Origin of the sequence: Microcella flavibacter (assembly GCF_012530535.1) — a bacterium.
In the GTDB taxonomy this organism is placed as follows: Bacteria; Actinomycetota; Actinomycetes; order Actinomycetales; family Microbacteriaceae; genus Microcella; species Microcella flavibacter.
The window spans coordinates 2,111,879-2,128,579 of sequence record NZ_CP051299.1; the positions used below are offsets into that span (position 1 = coordinate 2,111,879).

Below are 16,701 nucleotides of genomic sequence, written 5' to 3' on the forward strand. Positions count from 1 at the left end.
TTGGAGCAGCGAAGCTCACCGAGCGGCGTCGTGCTGGATGAGCGAGATCGTGGTGGCGTCGCCCCAGATGCCGGGCGAGTCGAAGGGTCGGTCCGGGAAGGCTCCATAGTCGAGCCGGATGCTCCACCCATGATCCGCGATGTACCGCTCCATCCTCGACGCGAGGGACTCCGGCACGCCGCTGCAGCAGTGGATGATCCCGGTATGAGCGTCCTGGGAGGCGGCGTCCACGATCTGCACCGCGAGCTGCTCGATGTCGATGAAATCGTACTCGTTCTTGCCGGTCGTGAAGGGGAACAGCTCGTCACCCCTCAGGGCCGCCACCCGCAGCTTCGCGAACACCGATTGGCTGTGCTCATCGTCCCCGACGATGTAGAAGCACCGCAGCCACTGGAGAGCGGCGCCTCGCGATGGCAGCTCGAGGGCGAGCAGCTCCCGCAGGGCGCGCTTCGCGACTCCGTACGGGGACGCGGGGCGTTCGAGCGTGTCGGCGGTGACCGCCCCTTCGTGGTACCCGACCTCGTGCATGGTGCCGGCCACAGCTATCCGGCCCACCCCGGCCTCGGCCGCGTCGACCAGGAAGCGATGATGCATGGAGAGATCGTCACCGTGCGCCCGGGAGCCGAGGACGAAGCCGTCGCGCCAGGCGAAGTGCAGGAGGACGTCGGCCTCGCCGATCTCCTCCAGGAGTGCGGCCGACGGTGCGCCGATGTCCTCCGTCATGGTCACGACCCCGTCGGGCTGCTGAGCCGGAGCGGATCGTGAAACAGCTACGGTCCGCACACCGCGACGGGCCAGCTCAGCGACCACATGACGCCCGATGTAGCCGTTGGACCCGGTCACCACGACTTTGTTGATCATCTCGTCATCCTTCGGTTCTCTCGACGGCGGGAACGTGCCGAACCCGCGCGCGGGCGCCCTCGCGGGCACGGCCGCCTACTGCCCGGTGAGCGCGTACTTCGCCTCGGCGTCGCGCTTCTGCTCACGCCACCACGGCTCGTTCCGCCGGTACCAGTCGATGGTCGACTCGAGGCCCGCCTCGAAGTCGTCGAAGGCCGGGCGCCACCCGAGCTCGTCCCGCAGCTTGCTCGAGTCGATCGCGTAACGCAGATCGTGCCCTGGCCGGTCGGCCACGAGATCGTAGCCGTCCGGATCGTTCCCCATGAGCCGCAGCACGGCCTCGACCACTTCCACGTTCGTCCGCTCCCCATCGGCCCCGATGAGGTAGGTCTCGCCGATGCGGCCGCGCTCGAGGACCGCGAGGACCGCGCTCGAGTGATCGTCGACGTGGATCCAGTCGCGCACGTTCTGACCGCGCCCGTAGAGTCGCGGGGCGACGCCGTCGATCACGTTCGTGATCTGGCGCGGGATGAACTTCTCGACGTGCTGCAGCGGACCGTAGTTATTCGAGCAGTTCGAGATGGTCGCCTGCACCCCGAACGAGCGCACCCACGCCCGCACGAGCAGGTCGGAGCCCGCCTTAGTTGAGGAGTAAGGGCTCGAGGGGTTGTACGGCGTCGACTCGGTGAACCGCTCCGGGTCGTCGAGCTCGAGGTCGCCGTAGACCTCGTCCGTCGAGATGTGGTGGAACCGGGTGCCGGTCTTGCGCGCGGCCTCCAGAAGCGTGAAGGTGCCGATGATGTTGGTCGACAGGAAAGGAGTCGGGTCGTTCAACGAATTGTCGTTGTGCGACTCCGCCGCGAAGTGCACGACCGCATCGGCCTGCTCGACGAGCGCATCGACGGTCGAGGCGTCGACGATGTCGCCGACGACGAGCTCGACCCGGTCCGAGGGGAGGCCCGCGAGCGATTCCCGGCTTCCGGCGTAGGTGAGCTTATCGAGGACCGTCATTCGATGGTCGGTGTTCTCCACGAGGTACCGGACAAAGTTCGACCCGATGAATCCCGCGCCGCCCGTGATCAGCAGATTGCTCATGACATCCACAGTAGCGTCACCCGGGCGGACCCCCGAGCAGCCCCGTCACGGCGAGCGCGTAATGGCTCCGGACGCGAGGTCGAGCGACAGGCGTCCGCCCTGGAACGCGACCATGCAGCTGGTCGACGAGCACGTCTGAGACGCGACCGGCCACCCGAGATCGCCGCGCTGCGAGCCGAGGCGCGCGTACTCACGGAAGATCGGGCTGCTCGTCAGGAGCACCGCCGTGCCGGCCGGGGAGGCGTACCCGTAGGCGTTCTGGAACGCCTGCGCGCGCCCGCCGCCGCGAGCCGCATCGGCGAACACCGCGCTGGTCGGCGCTCCGGCAGCGGCCATCCCGCCCACGCGTCGGAATTCCGGCGCGAGGGGATCGGGCACGATGTGGACGCCCCCGGCCGCCGACCAGCCGATTACCCCGCTGCGGAAGTCGATCGAGCAGGTGGTGCCCGTCGGGCAGGTCTCCGCGCTCGCGGGCCACCCGAGGGAGCTGTACTGGGAGCCGAGCGCCGCGTAGCGCTGGAAGATCGCGCTGTTCTTCCGAAGAGCATGCGTGCCGCTGCTCGACGAGTAGACGTAGCCGGCCTGGAAGTCCTGCGCCGAGCCCCCGCCTCCGACCGCGTACCCGAACTCGCCGCTGGTCGGCGCGCCCAGCAGTCCGGTGACGCCGCCGGTCTCCTCGAAGGCCTCCTCGATGTCGCCGGTGATCACGTGGATGCCGCCTGCGGGGCTCCAGACGATCCGCCCCTCGTCGAAGAGCACGCTGCACGAGGAGGTTCCGGAACAGGACTCGCCCGACCGCGGCCAGCCCAGCGGGCCGTACTGCGAGCCGAGCGCCGAGTACCGCTGGAAGATGCCGCTCCCCTTCCGAAGCGCCACGGCCTCGGTCCCCCTCCGGTAGACGTAGCCACCCTGGAAGTCCTGGGCGGAACCGCCCCCGGCGACGGCGTATCCCGTCTCCGATCCGACCGGCACCCCGAGAGATCCCCGCGGTCCTCCGGCCTGCCGGTACGCCGCCAGTACCGCGCCGGTCACCGATCGCACTCCGGTGCTCGGCGTCCATCCGAGGACGCCCGATTCGAACTCGACCCAGCACGCTCCGGAAACGCAGGTCTCCGGAGAGGTCGGCCAGCCCAGCTCCCCCGTCGGCCCTCCCGTTGCCTCGTAGGTCTGCGTGATAGCGCTCCGCGCGAGCAGATGATGGTCACCGCCGGGGCCGAGGTAGATCGTTCCCCCGGTAAAGCGCTGCATGGAACCGCGCCCATCCGGGCTCGCGGAGACGGCCTGGCGCGGAGCCCCGAGCGCACCCTCGGCGTGTCCTTGGGCGTAATAGACGAGCCATGCCGCGCCCGTGACCTCCGCCACCCCGCCCGAGGGGGTCCAGCCGATCGCACCCCCCTGGAACGCGGCGACGCATCCCACCGAGTCGCAGAGCTCGCTCGTACGCGGCCATCCGTGCCCGCCGTATTGCGACCCGTCAGCGGCGTACCGGGCGAAGATCGCGCTGTTCTTCCGCAGCGCGGCAATTCCGGACCCGCTCGCATAGATGTAGCCCTTGGTGAACTCCTGCGCATAGCCACCGCCATTGGGCGAGTACGCGAGCTGCGGGCCCGCCGGGCTGCCGATCTCGCTGCCCGATGCGCCCAGAGACCTCCAGAGAGTGCCGATGGTGCCTGGCACGTCGTACGTCGTCGGGCCGAACCAGTCGACGAAGTAGCTGTAGAAGTTCCTATTGCCGTACGAGGAGCAGGAGTCACCGATCCCGTAGCCGGCGTTGAGGGCGGCGCGATTCGGCTGGTACGGCGTGTAGATGTAGAGATTGGCCGTGGCCTGATTGTGGATGTACACGGACGTCGAGCCGCACGCGGCGTTCGGGTGCCACTGAATGGTGTTGACCCGCCCGGGCTGGTAGCGCCACTGCGAAGAGGTCTGGGTGTACCGCTGCATCTGCGCGGCGGCGTTGTAGACCTGGTTGTAGAAGCCGTAATACGCGGAGTCGCACGCGGCCGTGTCGGGGCAGCCGTACCCCATTGCCGCCCGCCACGCGTAGTCGGACGGGGCCGTCGAGGTGACGAGGCCCTGCTCCTTCTGGAGCATCACGATGAGGACGCGGGGGTTGATACCGCAGGCCTGGGAGACCTTCCAGACCACCCGGGCCGCGGACTCCTGCGCTGCTCCTTGATATCGCGCGCACCGACTGGTCGCCTCGCGCGTGAAGGTGTCGCCGCGCCAGTTGATCAGGCACTGGCGCCCCGTGGCGCATCGGGAGACGCGCGACTCGAAGAAGCTCTGCACCTCCGACTCGGTCATCGTGCGCGAGTCGAAGAACACCTCGTCGCTGATGATGTTCCCCGGGTCGAACTGGCTGAGGTCCGCGGCCCTCGCGGGCGGCGCCGACGAGTGATCGGCGACGACGATGACGGCGACCATCAGCAGGGCGAGGAGGACGGCGACGGATCGCTGAACGCGGTCGACCGCTGCCTGCGATCGCGAGTGAACTGCTCCGGACACTTTTCCCCCATCGCGCGGCCTCCCCCGAGGCCATCTTTGCCATTGTCCATCACGTCGCCCCGGAGCGCGAGGAACGACTCAGGCTGATCGACTCCGGGCTAGCATGTCCGGGAGCGCCAGCGAGCAGGGGATTCTCGACCCGTCGCCCTTTCGCGCTCGGAAACTCCCCGCTCGGAATCACGAAGGCACACATGACCGCACTGGATGCCAGGCCGCTCCCGCGCCTCGTCGAAGAAGACGCTCGGGGCCGTACGTCGGCGACGGCGGTCGCCGCACTGGTAGCTGGTGCCCTCACGCTCCTCCTGGCGTCGGCGCGCCTCGTGCTCACCCCCCGGTACTACTACTACGACGACACGCAGACGGGCGCCGTCGGGCAATGGTGGGAGCTCGGCGAACGCCTGACGACCGGTGAGTGGAGCATCCTGAGTCCGTCCCGCTGGCAGGCGGGCAATTACCTCGCGGAGGGCCAATGGGGGCTGCTCAGCCCCCTCACGAGCCTCATCGCCCTTCTCACCAGGGCGAGCGAGGACATGGTCGTGGCCGCGACGATCGTGAAGGTGTCGCTCCTCGTCCTGACCGCAGTGGGCACCGTGCTCCTCCTCCGCTCCTTCGGATCGAGCGCGACGTGGGCGATCGCCGCCGGCGTCGCGACTCCCCTCATCGGCTTCACCGCGTACATGGACGCCCCGTCCTGGGTGACCGGCCTCGTGACCTCCTCGCTCTTCCCGTGGGCATGGTGGGGCCTCCGACGCGCCTCGATCGGCCGTAATCCCTCGATCCTTCTCGTCGCGAGCTCTCTGCTCGTGACGGCCGGCTACGTGTTCGGCGTCCTCGCGCTCGCGACGCTGATGATCGCGACGCTCATCCAGCACGCCGTGCGCTCCGAGCGGGCGGCAGCCCTCCGCGTCCTCCTCGCCGGAGGGATCATCGGCGCGATCTCCCTTGTCATCTACCTGCCGGCGATCCTCACGTCCTCGGTCTCCGTGCGGGCATCCACCGCCATCGACAACGACAACTTCCTCAACGCCGACCTCAGCGATCTGCTCGCGGCGAGCATCCCGACCGGATCGGTCTCCATCCAGGCCTGGTGGGGGGCGTTCCCCGGCGCGCCGCTGCAGTACGTCGCGTGGTTCGTGCCTCTCGTGCTGCTGGCCCTGCCGTGCGCGCGCCGCACGCTCGTCGACCTCGTCCCCGCCGGCGTCACCGCCGTGACCATGCTCCTGCTCGTCATCGGTCCGAGTGCGGTCGGACCGCTCCGCTTCCCCGTGCGCATGATGCCCTACCTCGGGATCGCCGTGATCGTCATCGTGATCGTGCTGCTCAGTCGCGTCGACTGGAGCACGATCCCCCGCGGCCGATGGATCGGCGTCTCGATCCTCCTCGCCGCCGGGGGCTTCGCCGCATGGTCGCAGCAGCCCGAGACGCTCCTGCGCGTCGCGCTCGCCGTCGGCGCCGGGGTCGCCGCGATCGCGGTCCTGCGCCTGCTCGCCGTCGGCCGAATCCCCCCGCTGCCACGACTCGACGCCTCCAGGACGGCCGCCCTCGTGGTCGTCGCCACGTCCGCCGCCCTGACCATCCCTCAGATCTACTGGCTGCCGGCCAGCCCCCTGCCTGATTTCGGCGCGGAATCGGAGGTCGAGGAGCTGGATCAGATCTTGCCCGAAGCCCGCGGTGACACGTTCGTCGTGGGTTCGGCTCTCGAACGTCTCCGCACCGGCGGCGACGAGGTACTGGCGGCCAACCTGTGGTACTTCGCCGAACCGGACGTGCAGAACACGTACACCGTGCTGCAGTATCGCGAGTACGCGGAGGAGCTCTGCATGGATCTGCGCGGCTCGACCTGCCAGTCCGCCTTCGAGACGCTGTTCGACGTGGATCGCCTGACCGACGAGCCCCTCGCGGACCTGCTCGCGATCTCCTCGGTGCTGGTGCTGGAGGAGGACGGCCGCTCCCGCGCTCCCAAGGCGCCTGACGGCTGGAGCATGACCGAGCAGGGGGACGCCGGCTGGCTGTTCGTGCGGGACGAGGAGATCCCCGGCGCAGGCGGAGTCGCCTGGACCGCACCGGGGGTGGATCTGCGCATCGACGAGCTGACGGAGACCGGGATCCGGGCGACCGTGCTCGAGGATGTGGACTCCGGAGCCGCGGTGCTGAGCAGGCTCGCCTGGCCCGGCTACACGGTGGACGGCGCCACGCTCGCCGACCCGCATCGTGGATACCTCCTCGCTGTCGACCTCGCCGGTGCGCGCGCCGGAGACACCATCGCCATCGAGTTTCGGCCGCCGGCCTGGTCCCTGCTCGCTGGGGGCGGGATCCTCGCGCTCGCCGTAGGACTGGCGTGGAGCGCGTGGGCGGCGGTCGCCGCGCGACGCGACGATCGCCCGTCCGTCAACCGCGCGGGGCGGCGATGAACCGTCGGTAGGCGATGCGTCGCACCGGCTCGGGGACGAAGCGGTACACGCCGCGCACGAGCAGGTTGCGCGCGAACTGCGTTCGCGTCGTGAAACCGATGCGCCTGAAGGCGTACTGCAGCGCCTTCTCGCTGCGCCACTGCTCGATGCCGCCCCGGCGGGCGTAGGCGCCCTCGCCGACGCGGTACATCACGAGCGGCTCGGCGACGTTGCCGACCGCGGCGCCCGCCGCGATCATGCGCGCGAACAGCCAGTAGTCCTCCATGACCCCGAGGGGCTGATAGCCCCCGGCACGGTCGACGGCGGAGCGGCGGTAGACGACGGTCGGATGGCTGAACGGGTCGTGGAACCGCGCGTAGGCGGCGATGTCGGCAGGGTCGGTGCGCGGCGTGCGCGAGCCGACGATGGTGCCGACGTCGTCGAGGAACTCGAACATGCCGGTGCCGACCAGATCGAGCCCCTGCTCGATCAGCGGCAGCTGCCGCGAGAAGCGCGAGGGCAGCGAGATGTCATCCGCATCCATGCGCGCCACCACGTCGTGATCGCAGCGCGCGAGACCCTCGGTGAGCGCCGCGGCCAAACCGACGTTGGCCGGCAGCGCGACGTGCTCGACGGGCACGGCGCTCGCCGCGACCGCCTCGCGGATCGCCGTCGCGAGGGCGTCGTCGACGGGGCCGTCCTGCACGATGACGACCTGCGCCGGAGGTCTCGACTGCTCGTCGACGCTGCTGCGGAAGGCCTTGCTGAAGTGGTCGGCGCGATCGCCGTGGTAGACCGGCAGCAGCAGGGAGAAGGGCAGCGCCGTCATCGACCGGCCCCGACGTCGACCCGCGCCACCGCGGTCGCCACCGGCAGACCGGCGAGCACGTCGGCCGTCGGGCGCGGATCGGTGCGCCAGCCGTCGCGCCAGCCGCGGCGGAAGGCGTCGTCGAGTACGCCCCGATCGGCGCTGCGCATCGCGGTGCGCACCCAGCGGCGCACCGACGAGGCGCCGTACAGCAGCTTCTCGCGACGGCGCAGGCTGCGCGACCGGCGCAGCATCCACAGCTTGTTGCGCACCTCGTAGTAGAAGCGCGCCCCGGGGTCGGCGTCGGTCGCCCCGAGCACGCGCGTCTTGTGCACGACGACGCTCGCCGGGGCGAAGACTCCGCGCCCGTCGCGCAGCAGGCGCGTCGAGTACTCGAAGTCGTCGTTCCAGATGAAGTAGTCGGCGAGCGGCAGACCGGCGCGACGCACCGCGTCCGCCCGCACGAGCATCGACACGAACGAGGTGCTCCGGATGGCCATGCCGCCCGCGCTCTCGGCCCGCTCGCGCTCCTCGCGCCCCACGAAGGGCTTGCGGCGCGGGGTGTTCATGGGATGGTCGCTGCCGTCCGTCCACACCACTCGGGAGCCGGCGACCGAGGCGCCCGCCTCCTCGGCGGTGGCGCGCAGGCGCTCGAGCGCCGTCGCCGTCGGCACGGTGTCGTCGTCCATCAGCCACAACCAGTGCGGATCGTGCCGCTCGAGCGCGTGCGCGAGCCCGGCCGCAAAGCCGCCGGCGCCGCCCGTGTTGCGCTCGAGGCGCACGAGGTCGACGAGGGGCCCGGCGGCGAGCGCGACCGCGGAGGAGTCATCGGTCGACGCGTTGTCGACGACGACGATCGACGCCGGCGGCTCGGTCTGATCGTGCAGCGCCTGCAGCACCTCGATGAGGAGGTCCCGCCGGTTGAAGGCGACGACGACCGCGACGGTGCGGGGGCGGGTCGTGTCGGTCATGATCTCTCAGGCGTCGGCGGGCAGGACGGTTCCCCATTCTGCCGTGCCGGGCGCCCGCCCGCGTGCAGGGCGCTCGGTCGGACCGGACCGCTGAGGAGGCGCTGGTAGGGTCGACGGGACCGACCAGCGGCGGCGGCACGACCGGTCCGGCGTGCCCCGCGATGCGATCACCAGGGGGCAGGATGAGCGGGGCGACCCTGCGCGTGGTGCTCGACCAGGTCGCCTCCCCCGCTCCGAACGGCGTCGGGCGCTATGGTCTCGAGCTCGTGCGCCAGCTCATCGCGACGGCACCCCGGGGGTGCCTCGTCAGCGGGATCGTGCCCTCCTCCCCCGAGGCCGAGTACGCGAGGATCACCGAGTCGCTGCCCGGGCTCGCGGGCCTCTACAAGAGCGCGCTCGACCGCTCCCAGCTCGCCGCGGCGTGGCAGCACGGCTTCACCCGCCTGCCCGGCTCCGGCATGATCCACGCCCCGAGCCTGCTGGCGCCGCTCTACCGCCACGACCGCTTCAGCGCGCCGGAGGAGCAGATCGTCGTCACGATCCACGACGCCGTCCCCTGGACGCATCCGGAGGCCATGCCCGCTCGAGCGGCGTCCTGGGCCCGCGCGATGGGCCGGCGCGCGGAGCGGTACGCCGACGCCGTGGTCGTACCCACCCACGCGGTCGCCGAGCAGCTCTCCACCGTGCTCGACCTCGGCGACCGCATCCGGGTCATCGCCGGCGCGGTGAGCACCTCGCTCGTCCTGCCCGACGACGCCGACGCCGTCGCGGATTCGCTGTCGCTGCCGGAGCGGTACGTGCTCGCCGTCGGTCCGTTCACGGCGCGGACGGGCATCCGGGATCTGGTCTGGGCGATGGTCGATCTGCACGCACCGGCGGTGCCGCTCGTGCTCGTGGGGGCCGGTGCCGGCCCGCGGGACGAGCTCGAGTCGGTGCTGCAGGACGCTCGGATCCCCGACGACCGCGTCGTCGAGCTGGGCGCGCTCAGCGATGCGGAGCTCGCCGTCGTCTACCAGCGGGCGCACGCCCTCGTCATGCCGTCGATCGCGGAGGGGCTCGCGCTGCCGGCCCTGGAGGCGATGAGCCTCGGCACCCCGGTCGTGCACTCCGACGCCCCCACCCTGCTCGAGGTGGCGGCCGATGCCGGTCTCGTCGTGCCGCGCTCGGATGCATCGACCTTCCCCCGACGGCTCGCGGAGACGCTGCGCGACCTGCTCTCCGACGACGCGCAGCGGCAGGAGCTCGCGTGGCGCGGACGGGATCGCGCGAAGGCCTTCACCTGGCGGGATGCCGCCGAGAAGACCTGGCAGCTGCACTCCGACCTGTAGCCCGCCGAACGGGGAGTTACGGCGCGGCGGACTCGACCGGCGCCACGGCCTCGGCGACGAGCTGCCGCGCGAGGACGTAGTCGGGGTCCACGTTGTCGAGCGTCGGCGGCACGAGCTCGAGGTCGGTGACGGGATGCTCCCGCGACTGGACGGCGAGATCCGCGAACCGCCCGAGCATCGCCTGCGGGATGTCAGTCTTGACGACCTGCGTGCCCGCCTCGGCGATGGCCTGGAAGCGGGTGAGCACGGTCGCGGGCTCGAGCTGACGCAGCATCGCCTCCTGCAGCTGCCGCTGATGCTCCATGCGCTGGAAGTCGGTGATGTTGTAGCGGGTGCGGGCGAACCACAGGGCGGTGAAGCCGTCGAGCCGCTGCTCGCCGGCGGGGATCACGAACTCGAGCGGGCGCCCGTTGGTGCCCACCTCGACAGGCTGCTCGAGCGACACCGTCACACCGCCGAGCGCGTCGATGAGCTGCGCGAAGCCCTGCATGTCGATGAGGGCCGTGTACTGCACGGGGATGCCCGTCACGCCCTCCACGGCGTCGCGCATGGCCTCGATGCCGGGCGTCGAGCCCTCGGCCGCGGCGTCGGGGTACAGCTCGGGGCGCTCCTCCGCGTAGGGGTAGAGGTAGCTGATGAGGCAGTCGTCGCCGCAGGAGTAGCCGTCGGGGAAGGCCTCCCAGAGCGGGGAGCCCTCGGAGAAGGGCGCGTTGTAGAGGTTGCGCGGGATGCCGATCATCGTCACCGCGCCGGTGTCGGCGTCGATGCTCGCGAGGCTGATCGAGTCGGGGCGGAGGCCGGTGCGGTCGGGCCCCGCGTCGCCGCCGAGCAGCAGGATCGTGTAGCGGCCGTCGATCGGATCCTCGATGCCTCCTCCGGCGAAGACGCTGCCGAGGGCGTCGCGGCCGACGCCGGTGTTCCAGGCCGCCCAGCCGGTCGTCCCCACCGCGAGCACCAGGCTCAGCGCGGTGAAAGCGGCGAGGGCTCCGCGCGCCCGGGGCGCGACGGTGCCGACCCGCACCAGCGCGAAGGCGTTGATGGTCGTCGCGAACCACAGCACGGCGTAGAACACGAGACCGAGCTGGGCCACCCAGAGCGAGACGACGTTGGTGGCGATCGTGAGCGCGACGGGGCGCCACAGCAGGAAGAGCAGGAGCATCGCGAGCGCGATCGCCCAGAGCGTGAAGGTGGCGCCGACGGCGAAGCGGCCCCAGCGCCGGTTGCCGGCGAGCATCTGCGCCGTGCCGGGGATGAGGAGGTTCAGCCCGAGCAGCCACCAGCCGCGGCGGGTCATGAGCGCGGACTGCCGCGCATCGGGCAGCCGCAGCGGTGACACCAGGCTCACGAGCGCCGGGAGGCGACCGTGGCCTTCAGCGCCTCGTTCTTCGCGGCCACCGCGTCCTCGAGCGAGGCGGCGAAGTCGGCCAGTCGCTGGGCGACCGCGGGCTCGCTCGACCCCACGATGCGGGCGGCCAGCAGCCCCGCGTTGCGGGCGCCGCCGATCGAGACGGTGGCGACCGGGATGCCCGCGGGCATCTGCACGATGCTGAGCAGGCTGTCCATGCCGTCGAGGTGCTTCAAGGGCACGGGCACGCCGATGACGGGCAGCGTCGTGACGGAGGCGATCATGCCGGGCAGGTGCGCGGCGCCGCCAGCACCGGCGATGATGGCGCGGATGCCCCTGCCGGCGGCCTCGCGCCCGTAGGCGATCATCGCGTCGGGGGTGCGGTGCGCGCTCAGCACCTCGACCTCGTGCTCGAGCCCCATCTCGTCGAGCGCGTCGACGGCGTGCTGCATCACCGACCAGTCGGAGTCTGATCCCATGACGACGGCGATACGGGCGGCGGGCACGCGCTCCATGCTAGGGGTCAGTCGTCGAAGCAGGCCGCGGCGGCGCGCGCGCGGTACGCGGTGTCGTCGAGCTCGGCGCCCACCGCGGTCACGTGGCCGGCCTTGCGCCCGGGCCGCGGATCCTTGCCGTAGGCGTGCACGGCGACCGCCGGCTGGTGCGCGAGGGCGGTGCGGATGCTCGCCTCGGGCAGCCCGCCGAACACGTTGATCATGACGCTCACCGGGGCCACGGGCGCCGTGTCGCCGAGCGGCCAGTCGAGCACGGCCCGGAGGTGCTGCGCGAACTGGCTCGTGGTCGAGCCGTCGATCGAGAAGTGGCCGCTGTTGTGCGGGCGCATGGCGAGCTCGTTGACGAGGAGGCGGCCGTCGGCGGCCTCGAAGAGCTCGACGGCGAGCACGCCCGTCACGCCGAGGCCCTCCGCGACGGTGCGCGCGAGCTCCTCGGCCGCGCGGAGCGTCGCGGTGCCGGCCCGGGGCGCCGGGGCGATGACCTCGGCGCAGACGCCGTCGCGCTGCACGGTCTCGACCAGCGGCCAGGCGCGCATCTCGCCGCTCGGGCGTCGCGCGACGAGCTGCGCCAGCTCGCGCTGGAAGACGACGAGCTCCTCGACCAGGACGGCGCCCGCGGCGAGCCAATCGTCGGCGCCGTGGGCGTCGTCGACGACGCGCACGCCCTTGCCGTCGTAGCCGCCGCGCGCGGTCTTCACGACCGCCCGCCCGCCGTGGTCGGCGAGGAAGGCGCCGAGCTGCTCGGCGGTCTCGATGCGGGCCCAGTCGGGCATGGCGACGCCGAGCGCACCGAGGCGCTCGCGCATGAGCAGCTTGTCCTGCGCGTAGAGCAGCGCGTCGGGGCCGGGCCGCACGGCGACGCCCTCGGCCTCGAGCGCGCGCAGCACCTCCTGCGGCACGTGCTCGTGGTCGAAGGTGATGGCGTCGCACTCCGCGGCGAAGGCGAGCACCGTCGCGGGGTCGCGGTAGTCGCCCACCTGCGTCGCGGCGAGCCGGGCCGACGAGCCCTCCGCCTCGGCGAGCACGCGGATCTCGATGCCGAGCGCGACGGCCGCGGGGATCATCATGCGCGCGAGCTGTCCACCTCCGATGACGCCGACGACGGCCATGGTCCTCCTCGATAGGATTGCGGAACGCGAACCGCTCCATTCTGGCCGATAAACCGAGAGGCGCTTGTGCCCCGCATCCTCGCCCAGGTCGGCCGCTTCGGCGTCGTGGGGATCGTGGGCCTCGTCGTCGACATCGCGCTGTTCAACCTGCTGCGCGCCACGGTGCTCTCGCCGGACGAGCTCGCGGCCGGGCCGATCGTGGCGAAGATCGTCTCGACCTCCGTCGCGATCGTCGTCAACTGGGTGGGCAGCCGCTACTGGAGCTTCCGGCTCGAGCAGCGCCGGCCCCCGCTGCGCGAGGCGGTCGAGTTCGTGCTCGTCAGCATCGGCGGTCTGATCATCGCCGTCGCCTGCCTCGCCGTCTCGCGCGAGGTGCTCGGCCTCACGAGCGTGCTCGCCGACAACATCGCCTCGAACGTCGTCGGCCTGGGGCTCGGCGCGCTGTTCCGGTTCTCGCTCTACCGCTGGTGGGTGTTCCACCCGCGTCGCGGATCCTGGCGGCGCCCGGCGCCGGTCAGCGCGACCGCAGGCGCCCGTCCGGCGGGATGACGCTCGTGGCCGCCGTCTGGCGGCGCTGCGCCGCCACCGACGAGGTGCTCGCCTCCATGAGGTCGCCGAGCGCCTCCTGGACGAGGAGCGCGCGGGGAGCATCCCGCAGCACCACCGGGGCGTCGAGACCGGTGTTGATGAGCACGTCGCCCGAGCCGAAGAGCCGCTGCAGCGGCGATTGGCGCAGGCGCACGTCGTAGCTGCGACCGTGCAGCAGCTCCTGCCGGGTGCGGGCGATCAGGCCCGTGCGCAGCACGACGCGGCGGGTGGTGATGAGGTAGTGGGTGCCGAGCCAGCGCACGAGCGGCAGCAGGAAGAGCAGCACGGCGACGAGCGCGGCGCCGGCGACGGCGGCGAGGCGCTGCCACTCCTCATCGAGCGCCGTGACCCCGTAGGCGGCCCCGCCGCAGGCGGCGATGAGCAGCAGGCTCGGCAGGGCGAGCGCGCGGGCGTGCGGGCGCACGCGGGCGATGACCCTCTCGGGCACGCGGGGCTGCTCGCCGGTCATGCGCTATTCATATCGCAGGTGCGTCACGTCGCCGGCCGAGACGGTCAGCGCGTCGCCCTCGGCGGGATGCACCCGCAGGCTGCCGTCATCCGCGAGCCCGTCGGCGGTGCCCATGAGCGGCGGCAGCCCGGGACGATCGACCCGCACGGCCCGCCCCGCGGTCTGGAGCAGGGGCTCGACCCGCGCGCGCAGCGCGGCCGGCCCGGTCGCCGCGCGCCACTCGCCGATCAGACCCGTGAGCTCGTCGAGGTAGGCCGCGAGCGCGCGATCGAGCAGCTCGGACGGGGTCTCGCCCTCGAGCGCGGCGCCCTCGAGGTGCAGCGACGTCGCGGTCAGCACGGGCAGCTGCTCGCGCGTCATGGCGGTGTTGAGTCCCGCGCCGATGACAACGCCGTGCGGGGTCAGCTCGGTGAGCACGCCGCACAGCTTGCGCCCGTCGACGAGCACGTCGTTGGGCCACTTGACACCCGCCGAGGGGACGCCGAGGCGCCGGGCAGCCGTCGCCATCGCGGTGCCGGCGAGCAGCGGCAGCCAGCCGAGCAGGGCGCGCGGGCCGCCCGACGCCGGGTCGCCCGCACCGCCCTCGAGCGCGACGAACACCGACACCGCGAGCGAGGCGCCCGGCGGGGCGCTCCAGACTCGATCGAGGCGACCGCGACCCGCGGTCTGGTCGTCGGTCGCGAGCACGGCGAGGTCGCCCAGCCCCTCGGCCCGGCGCACGAGGTCGGCGTTCGTCGAGGGGCAGGAGTCGCGCCACTCGAGGGAGGGGGCCACCGCGCGGCTGAGGGGGAACTGCATGACTCGAGCGTACGGCGGCCGACCCCGGGCGCCGCCGAGAAGGGCCGCAGCAGGCAGGCAGGCAGTCGGCGGGCACGAGCAGGCGGGCGGGGCGGCGCGCTGGTAGCGTTGCCGACCGCCCGGACCGCGTCGACGGGCCGCCGAACTCGAGACCACCCGAGGAGCCCCGCATGCCACGATCGAGCCCCAGCGCCGCGGCACCGCCCCGCGAGGCCTTCACCGGCCAGGTCGGCTTCATCCTCGCCGCGATCGGCTCGGCCGTCGGGCTGGGCAACATCTGGCGATTCCCCGGCGTCGCCTACGAGAACGGCGGCGGGGCGTTCCTCATCCCGTACATCGTCGCGCTGCTGACGGCGGGCATCCCGATCCTCTTCCTCGACTACGCGATCGGCCACCGGTTCCGCGGGGCCGCTCCCACGGCGCTGCGCCGGCTCGGCGGGGCGCGGGCGGGCCGCCTGCTCGAGGGGCTCGGCTGGTTCCAGGTCGCGATCGCCTTCGTGATCGGCCTCTACTACACGGTCGTCATCGCGTGGGCGCTGAGCTACTTCGTCTTCTCGTTCGACATCCGATGGGGGGATGACCCCGCCGGGTTCTTCACGGGCGAGTACCTGCGCGTCAGCGACCCGGGGCTCAGCCTCGACTTCGTGCCGGGCGTGCTCGTGCCGCTGGCCATGGTGTGGATCGCCGTGATCGTGGTGCTCGGGCTGGGCGTCGCGAAGGGCATCCAGCGCGCGAACGTCGTCTTCCTGCCGCTGCTGCTCGTCGGGTTCCTCGCGCTCGTGATCCGCGCGCTCTTCCTCGACGGCGCGGCCGAGGGGCTCAACGCCCTCTTCACGCCCGACTTCGCCGCGCTCGCCGACCCGGCCGTCTGGATCGCCGCCTACAGCCAGATCTTCTTCTCGCTGTCGATCGCCTTCGGCATCATGATCACCTACTCCTCGTACCGGCAGCGCCGCGCGAACCTCGCGGCCCCCGGGCTGGTGGTCGCGTTCGCGAACTCCTCGTTCGAGATCCTCGCCGGCATCGGCGTGTTCGCCACGCTCGGCTTCTTCGCGGTGCAGCAGGGCGTCGCGGTCGGCGACCTCGAGGGCCTCACCGGGGTCGGGCTGTCGTTCATCACCTTCCCGGCGATCGTGGCCGAGATGCCCGGCGGGCCGATCTTCGGGGCGCTCTTCTTCGGCTCGCTCGTCATGGCCGGCTTCACCTCGCTGCTGTCGGTGCTGCAGGTCGTCTCGGCGGCGTTCCAGGAGAAGTTCGGCGTCGGCCCGCGGGCGGCGGCCGCGACGATCGGCGGGGTGTCGGCGGTGCTGTCGATCCTGCTGTTCTCGACCACGAGCGGACTCATCGCGCTCGACACGGTCGACCACTACGTCAACAACATCGGGATCGTCGCCTCGGCCGTGCTCACCACGGTGCTCGTGATCCTCGTGCTGCGCCGCGGCGCCGAGCTGCGCGGGCACCTCAGCGCGGTCTCGACCCTCCCCGTCGGCCGGTGGTGGACGGTGCTCGTCGGCGGGCTCGCCCCCCTCGTACTCACCGTCATGCTCGTCACGCGCATCGTGGCGCTGCTCACCGAGGGCTACGAGGGGTACCCCTCCGGCTACCTCGGCATCGTCGGCTGGGGCTCGCTCGGCCTCATCGTCGTCGGCGCCGTCGTGCTGACCGCGGTCCGCTGGCGCCGCACGCCCGACGACTTCGTGCCGTGGCCGGCACCCCGAGATCTGCCGACCTGCGCGGAGGCCCGCCGATGACCCCCCTCGCCATCGCGTTCCTGATCGGGGCGCTCGTCATCGTCTGGGGCGGGCTCGCGGCGAGCATCCTGTTCCTGCGCCGTCGGCCCGAGCGCGACGACTACCCCTCCGGCGGCGAGCACGACGAGCGCGACGGCCCCGGGCCGGTCGAGCGCGACAGCTAGGGCGGGCCGCGTGCCCGCCCCG

At 71.9% G+C, this 16,701-nt stretch carries 15 protein-coding genes; 5 read left to right on the forward strand and 10 right to left on the reverse strand.

Annotation, left to right across the window (positions count from 1 at the left end):
• Positions 1 to 15 precede the first annotated feature (15 nt).
• The 3 genes from HGB54_RS10055 to HGB54_RS10065 form a co-directional block, all read right to left on the reverse strand.
• On the reverse strand, positions 16 to 861 hold the full coding sequence (locus tag HGB54_RS10055) for an NAD-dependent epimerase/dehydratase family protein (protein ID WP_168916300.1): 846 nt from the start codon (positions 859 to 861) through the stop codon (positions 16 to 18).
• A gap of 75 nt (positions 862 to 936) precedes the next feature.
• Positions 937 to 1,935 (reverse strand): dTDP-glucose 4,6-dehydratase, encoded by a 999-nt coding sequence (gene rfbB / locus HGB54_RS10060; RefSeq protein WP_168916301.1) that lies wholly within the window; start codon positions 1,933 to 1,935, stop codon positions 937 to 939.
• Positions 1,936 to 1,980: 45 nt separating this feature from the next.
• A complete protein-coding gene (locus HGB54_RS10065) occupies positions 1,981 to 4,443 on the reverse strand; it encodes an LGFP repeat-containing protein (protein WP_228545789.1) in 2,463 nt (820 codons plus the stop codon).
• A gap of 191 nt (positions 4,444 to 4,634) precedes the next feature.
• Between HGB54_RS10065 and HGB54_RS10070 the strand changes: the two genes are divergently transcribed.
• Positions 4,635 to 6,854: a YfhO family protein gene (locus tag HGB54_RS10070; protein ID WP_168916303.1), complete on the forward strand. Its 2,220-nt coding sequence runs from the start codon at positions 4,635 to 4,637 to the stop codon at positions 6,852 to 6,854.
• On the opposite strand, the gene HGB54_RS10075 is transcribed toward HGB54_RS10070, so the two are convergent.
• On the reverse strand, positions 6,832 to 7,662 hold the full coding sequence (locus HGB54_RS10075) for a glycosyltransferase (RefSeq protein ID WP_168916304.1): 831 nt from the start codon (positions 7,660 to 7,662) through the stop codon (positions 6,832 to 6,834). The two genes, HGB54_RS10070 and HGB54_RS10075, sit on opposite strands and share 23 nt — an antisense overlap.
• Complete coding sequence (locus tag HGB54_RS10080; RefSeq protein ID WP_168916305.1) at positions 7,659 to 8,612, reverse strand: glycosyltransferase; 954 nt, start codon at positions 8,610 to 8,612, stop codon at positions 7,659 to 7,661. The genes HGB54_RS10075 and HGB54_RS10080 overlap by 4 nt, the downstream gene beginning before the upstream one ends.
• 182 nt (positions 8,613 to 8,794) lie before the next feature.
• Between HGB54_RS10080 and HGB54_RS10085 the strand changes: the two genes are divergently transcribed.
• On the forward strand, positions 8,795 to 9,940 hold the full coding sequence (locus tag HGB54_RS10085) for a glycosyltransferase family 4 protein (protein ID WP_168916306.1): 1,146 nt from the start codon (positions 8,795 to 8,797) through the stop codon (positions 9,938 to 9,940).
• Positions 9,941 to 9,956: 16 nt separating this feature from the next.
• On the opposite strand, the gene HGB54_RS10090 is transcribed toward HGB54_RS10085, so the two are convergent.
• The 3 genes from HGB54_RS10090 to HGB54_RS10100 are packed head-to-tail and all read right to left on the reverse strand — an operon-like array spanning position 9,957 to position 12,909.
• Entirely contained in the window at positions 9,957 to 11,285 is a 1,329-nt protein-coding gene (locus HGB54_RS10090) for an LCP family protein (RefSeq protein ID WP_168916307.1), read from the reverse strand.
• Positions 11,282 to 11,800, reverse strand: coding sequence for a 5-(carboxyamino)imidazole ribonucleotide mutase (purE, locus tag HGB54_RS10095; protein WP_168916308.1), 519 nt, complete (start codon positions 11,798 to 11,800; stop codon positions 11,282 to 11,284). The genes HGB54_RS10090 and purE overlap by 4 nt, the downstream gene beginning before the upstream one ends.
• Before the next feature lie 8 nt (positions 11,801 to 11,808).
• Positions 11,809 to 12,909 (reverse strand): 5-(carboxyamino)imidazole ribonucleotide synthase, encoded by a 1,101-nt coding sequence (locus HGB54_RS10100; protein ID WP_168916309.1) that lies wholly within the window; start codon positions 12,907 to 12,909, stop codon positions 11,809 to 11,811.
• 66 nt (positions 12,910 to 12,975) lie between these two features.
• On the opposite strand from HGB54_RS10100, the gene HGB54_RS10105 reads away from it, so the two are divergent.
• Complete coding sequence (locus tag HGB54_RS10105; protein WP_168916310.1) at positions 12,976 to 13,458, forward strand: GtrA family protein; 483 nt, start codon at positions 12,976 to 12,978, stop codon at positions 13,456 to 13,458.
• Here HGB54_RS10105 and HGB54_RS10110 read toward each other — a convergent pair.
• Entirely contained in the window at positions 13,424 to 13,966 is a 543-nt protein-coding gene (locus HGB54_RS10110) for a PH domain-containing protein (RefSeq protein ID WP_228545790.1), read from the reverse strand. The two genes, HGB54_RS10105 and HGB54_RS10110, sit on opposite strands and share 35 nt — an antisense overlap.
• Positions 13,967 to 13,969: 3 nt before the next feature.
• Complete coding sequence (locus tag HGB54_RS10115; RefSeq protein WP_168916311.1) at positions 13,970 to 14,764, reverse strand: biotin--[acetyl-CoA-carboxylase] ligase; 795 nt, start codon at positions 14,762 to 14,764, stop codon at positions 13,970 to 13,972.
• 170 nt (positions 14,765 to 14,934) lie between these two features.
• On the opposite strand from HGB54_RS10115, the gene HGB54_RS10120 reads away from it, so the two are divergent.
• Both HGB54_RS10120 and HGB54_RS10125 read left to right on the forward strand, forming a co-directional pair.
• On the forward strand, positions 14,935 to 16,515 hold the full coding sequence (locus HGB54_RS10120) for a sodium-dependent transporter (RefSeq protein ID WP_168916312.1): 1,581 nt from the start codon (positions 14,935 to 14,937) through the stop codon (positions 16,513 to 16,515).
• Entirely contained in the window at positions 16,512 to 16,679 is a 168-nt protein-coding gene (locus HGB54_RS10125; RefSeq protein WP_168916313.1) for a methionine/alanine import family NSS transporter small subunit, read from the forward strand. Before HGB54_RS10120 ends, HGB54_RS10125 begins: the two co-directional genes overlap by 4 nt.
• Positions 16,680 to 16,701: the final 22 nt, after the last annotated feature.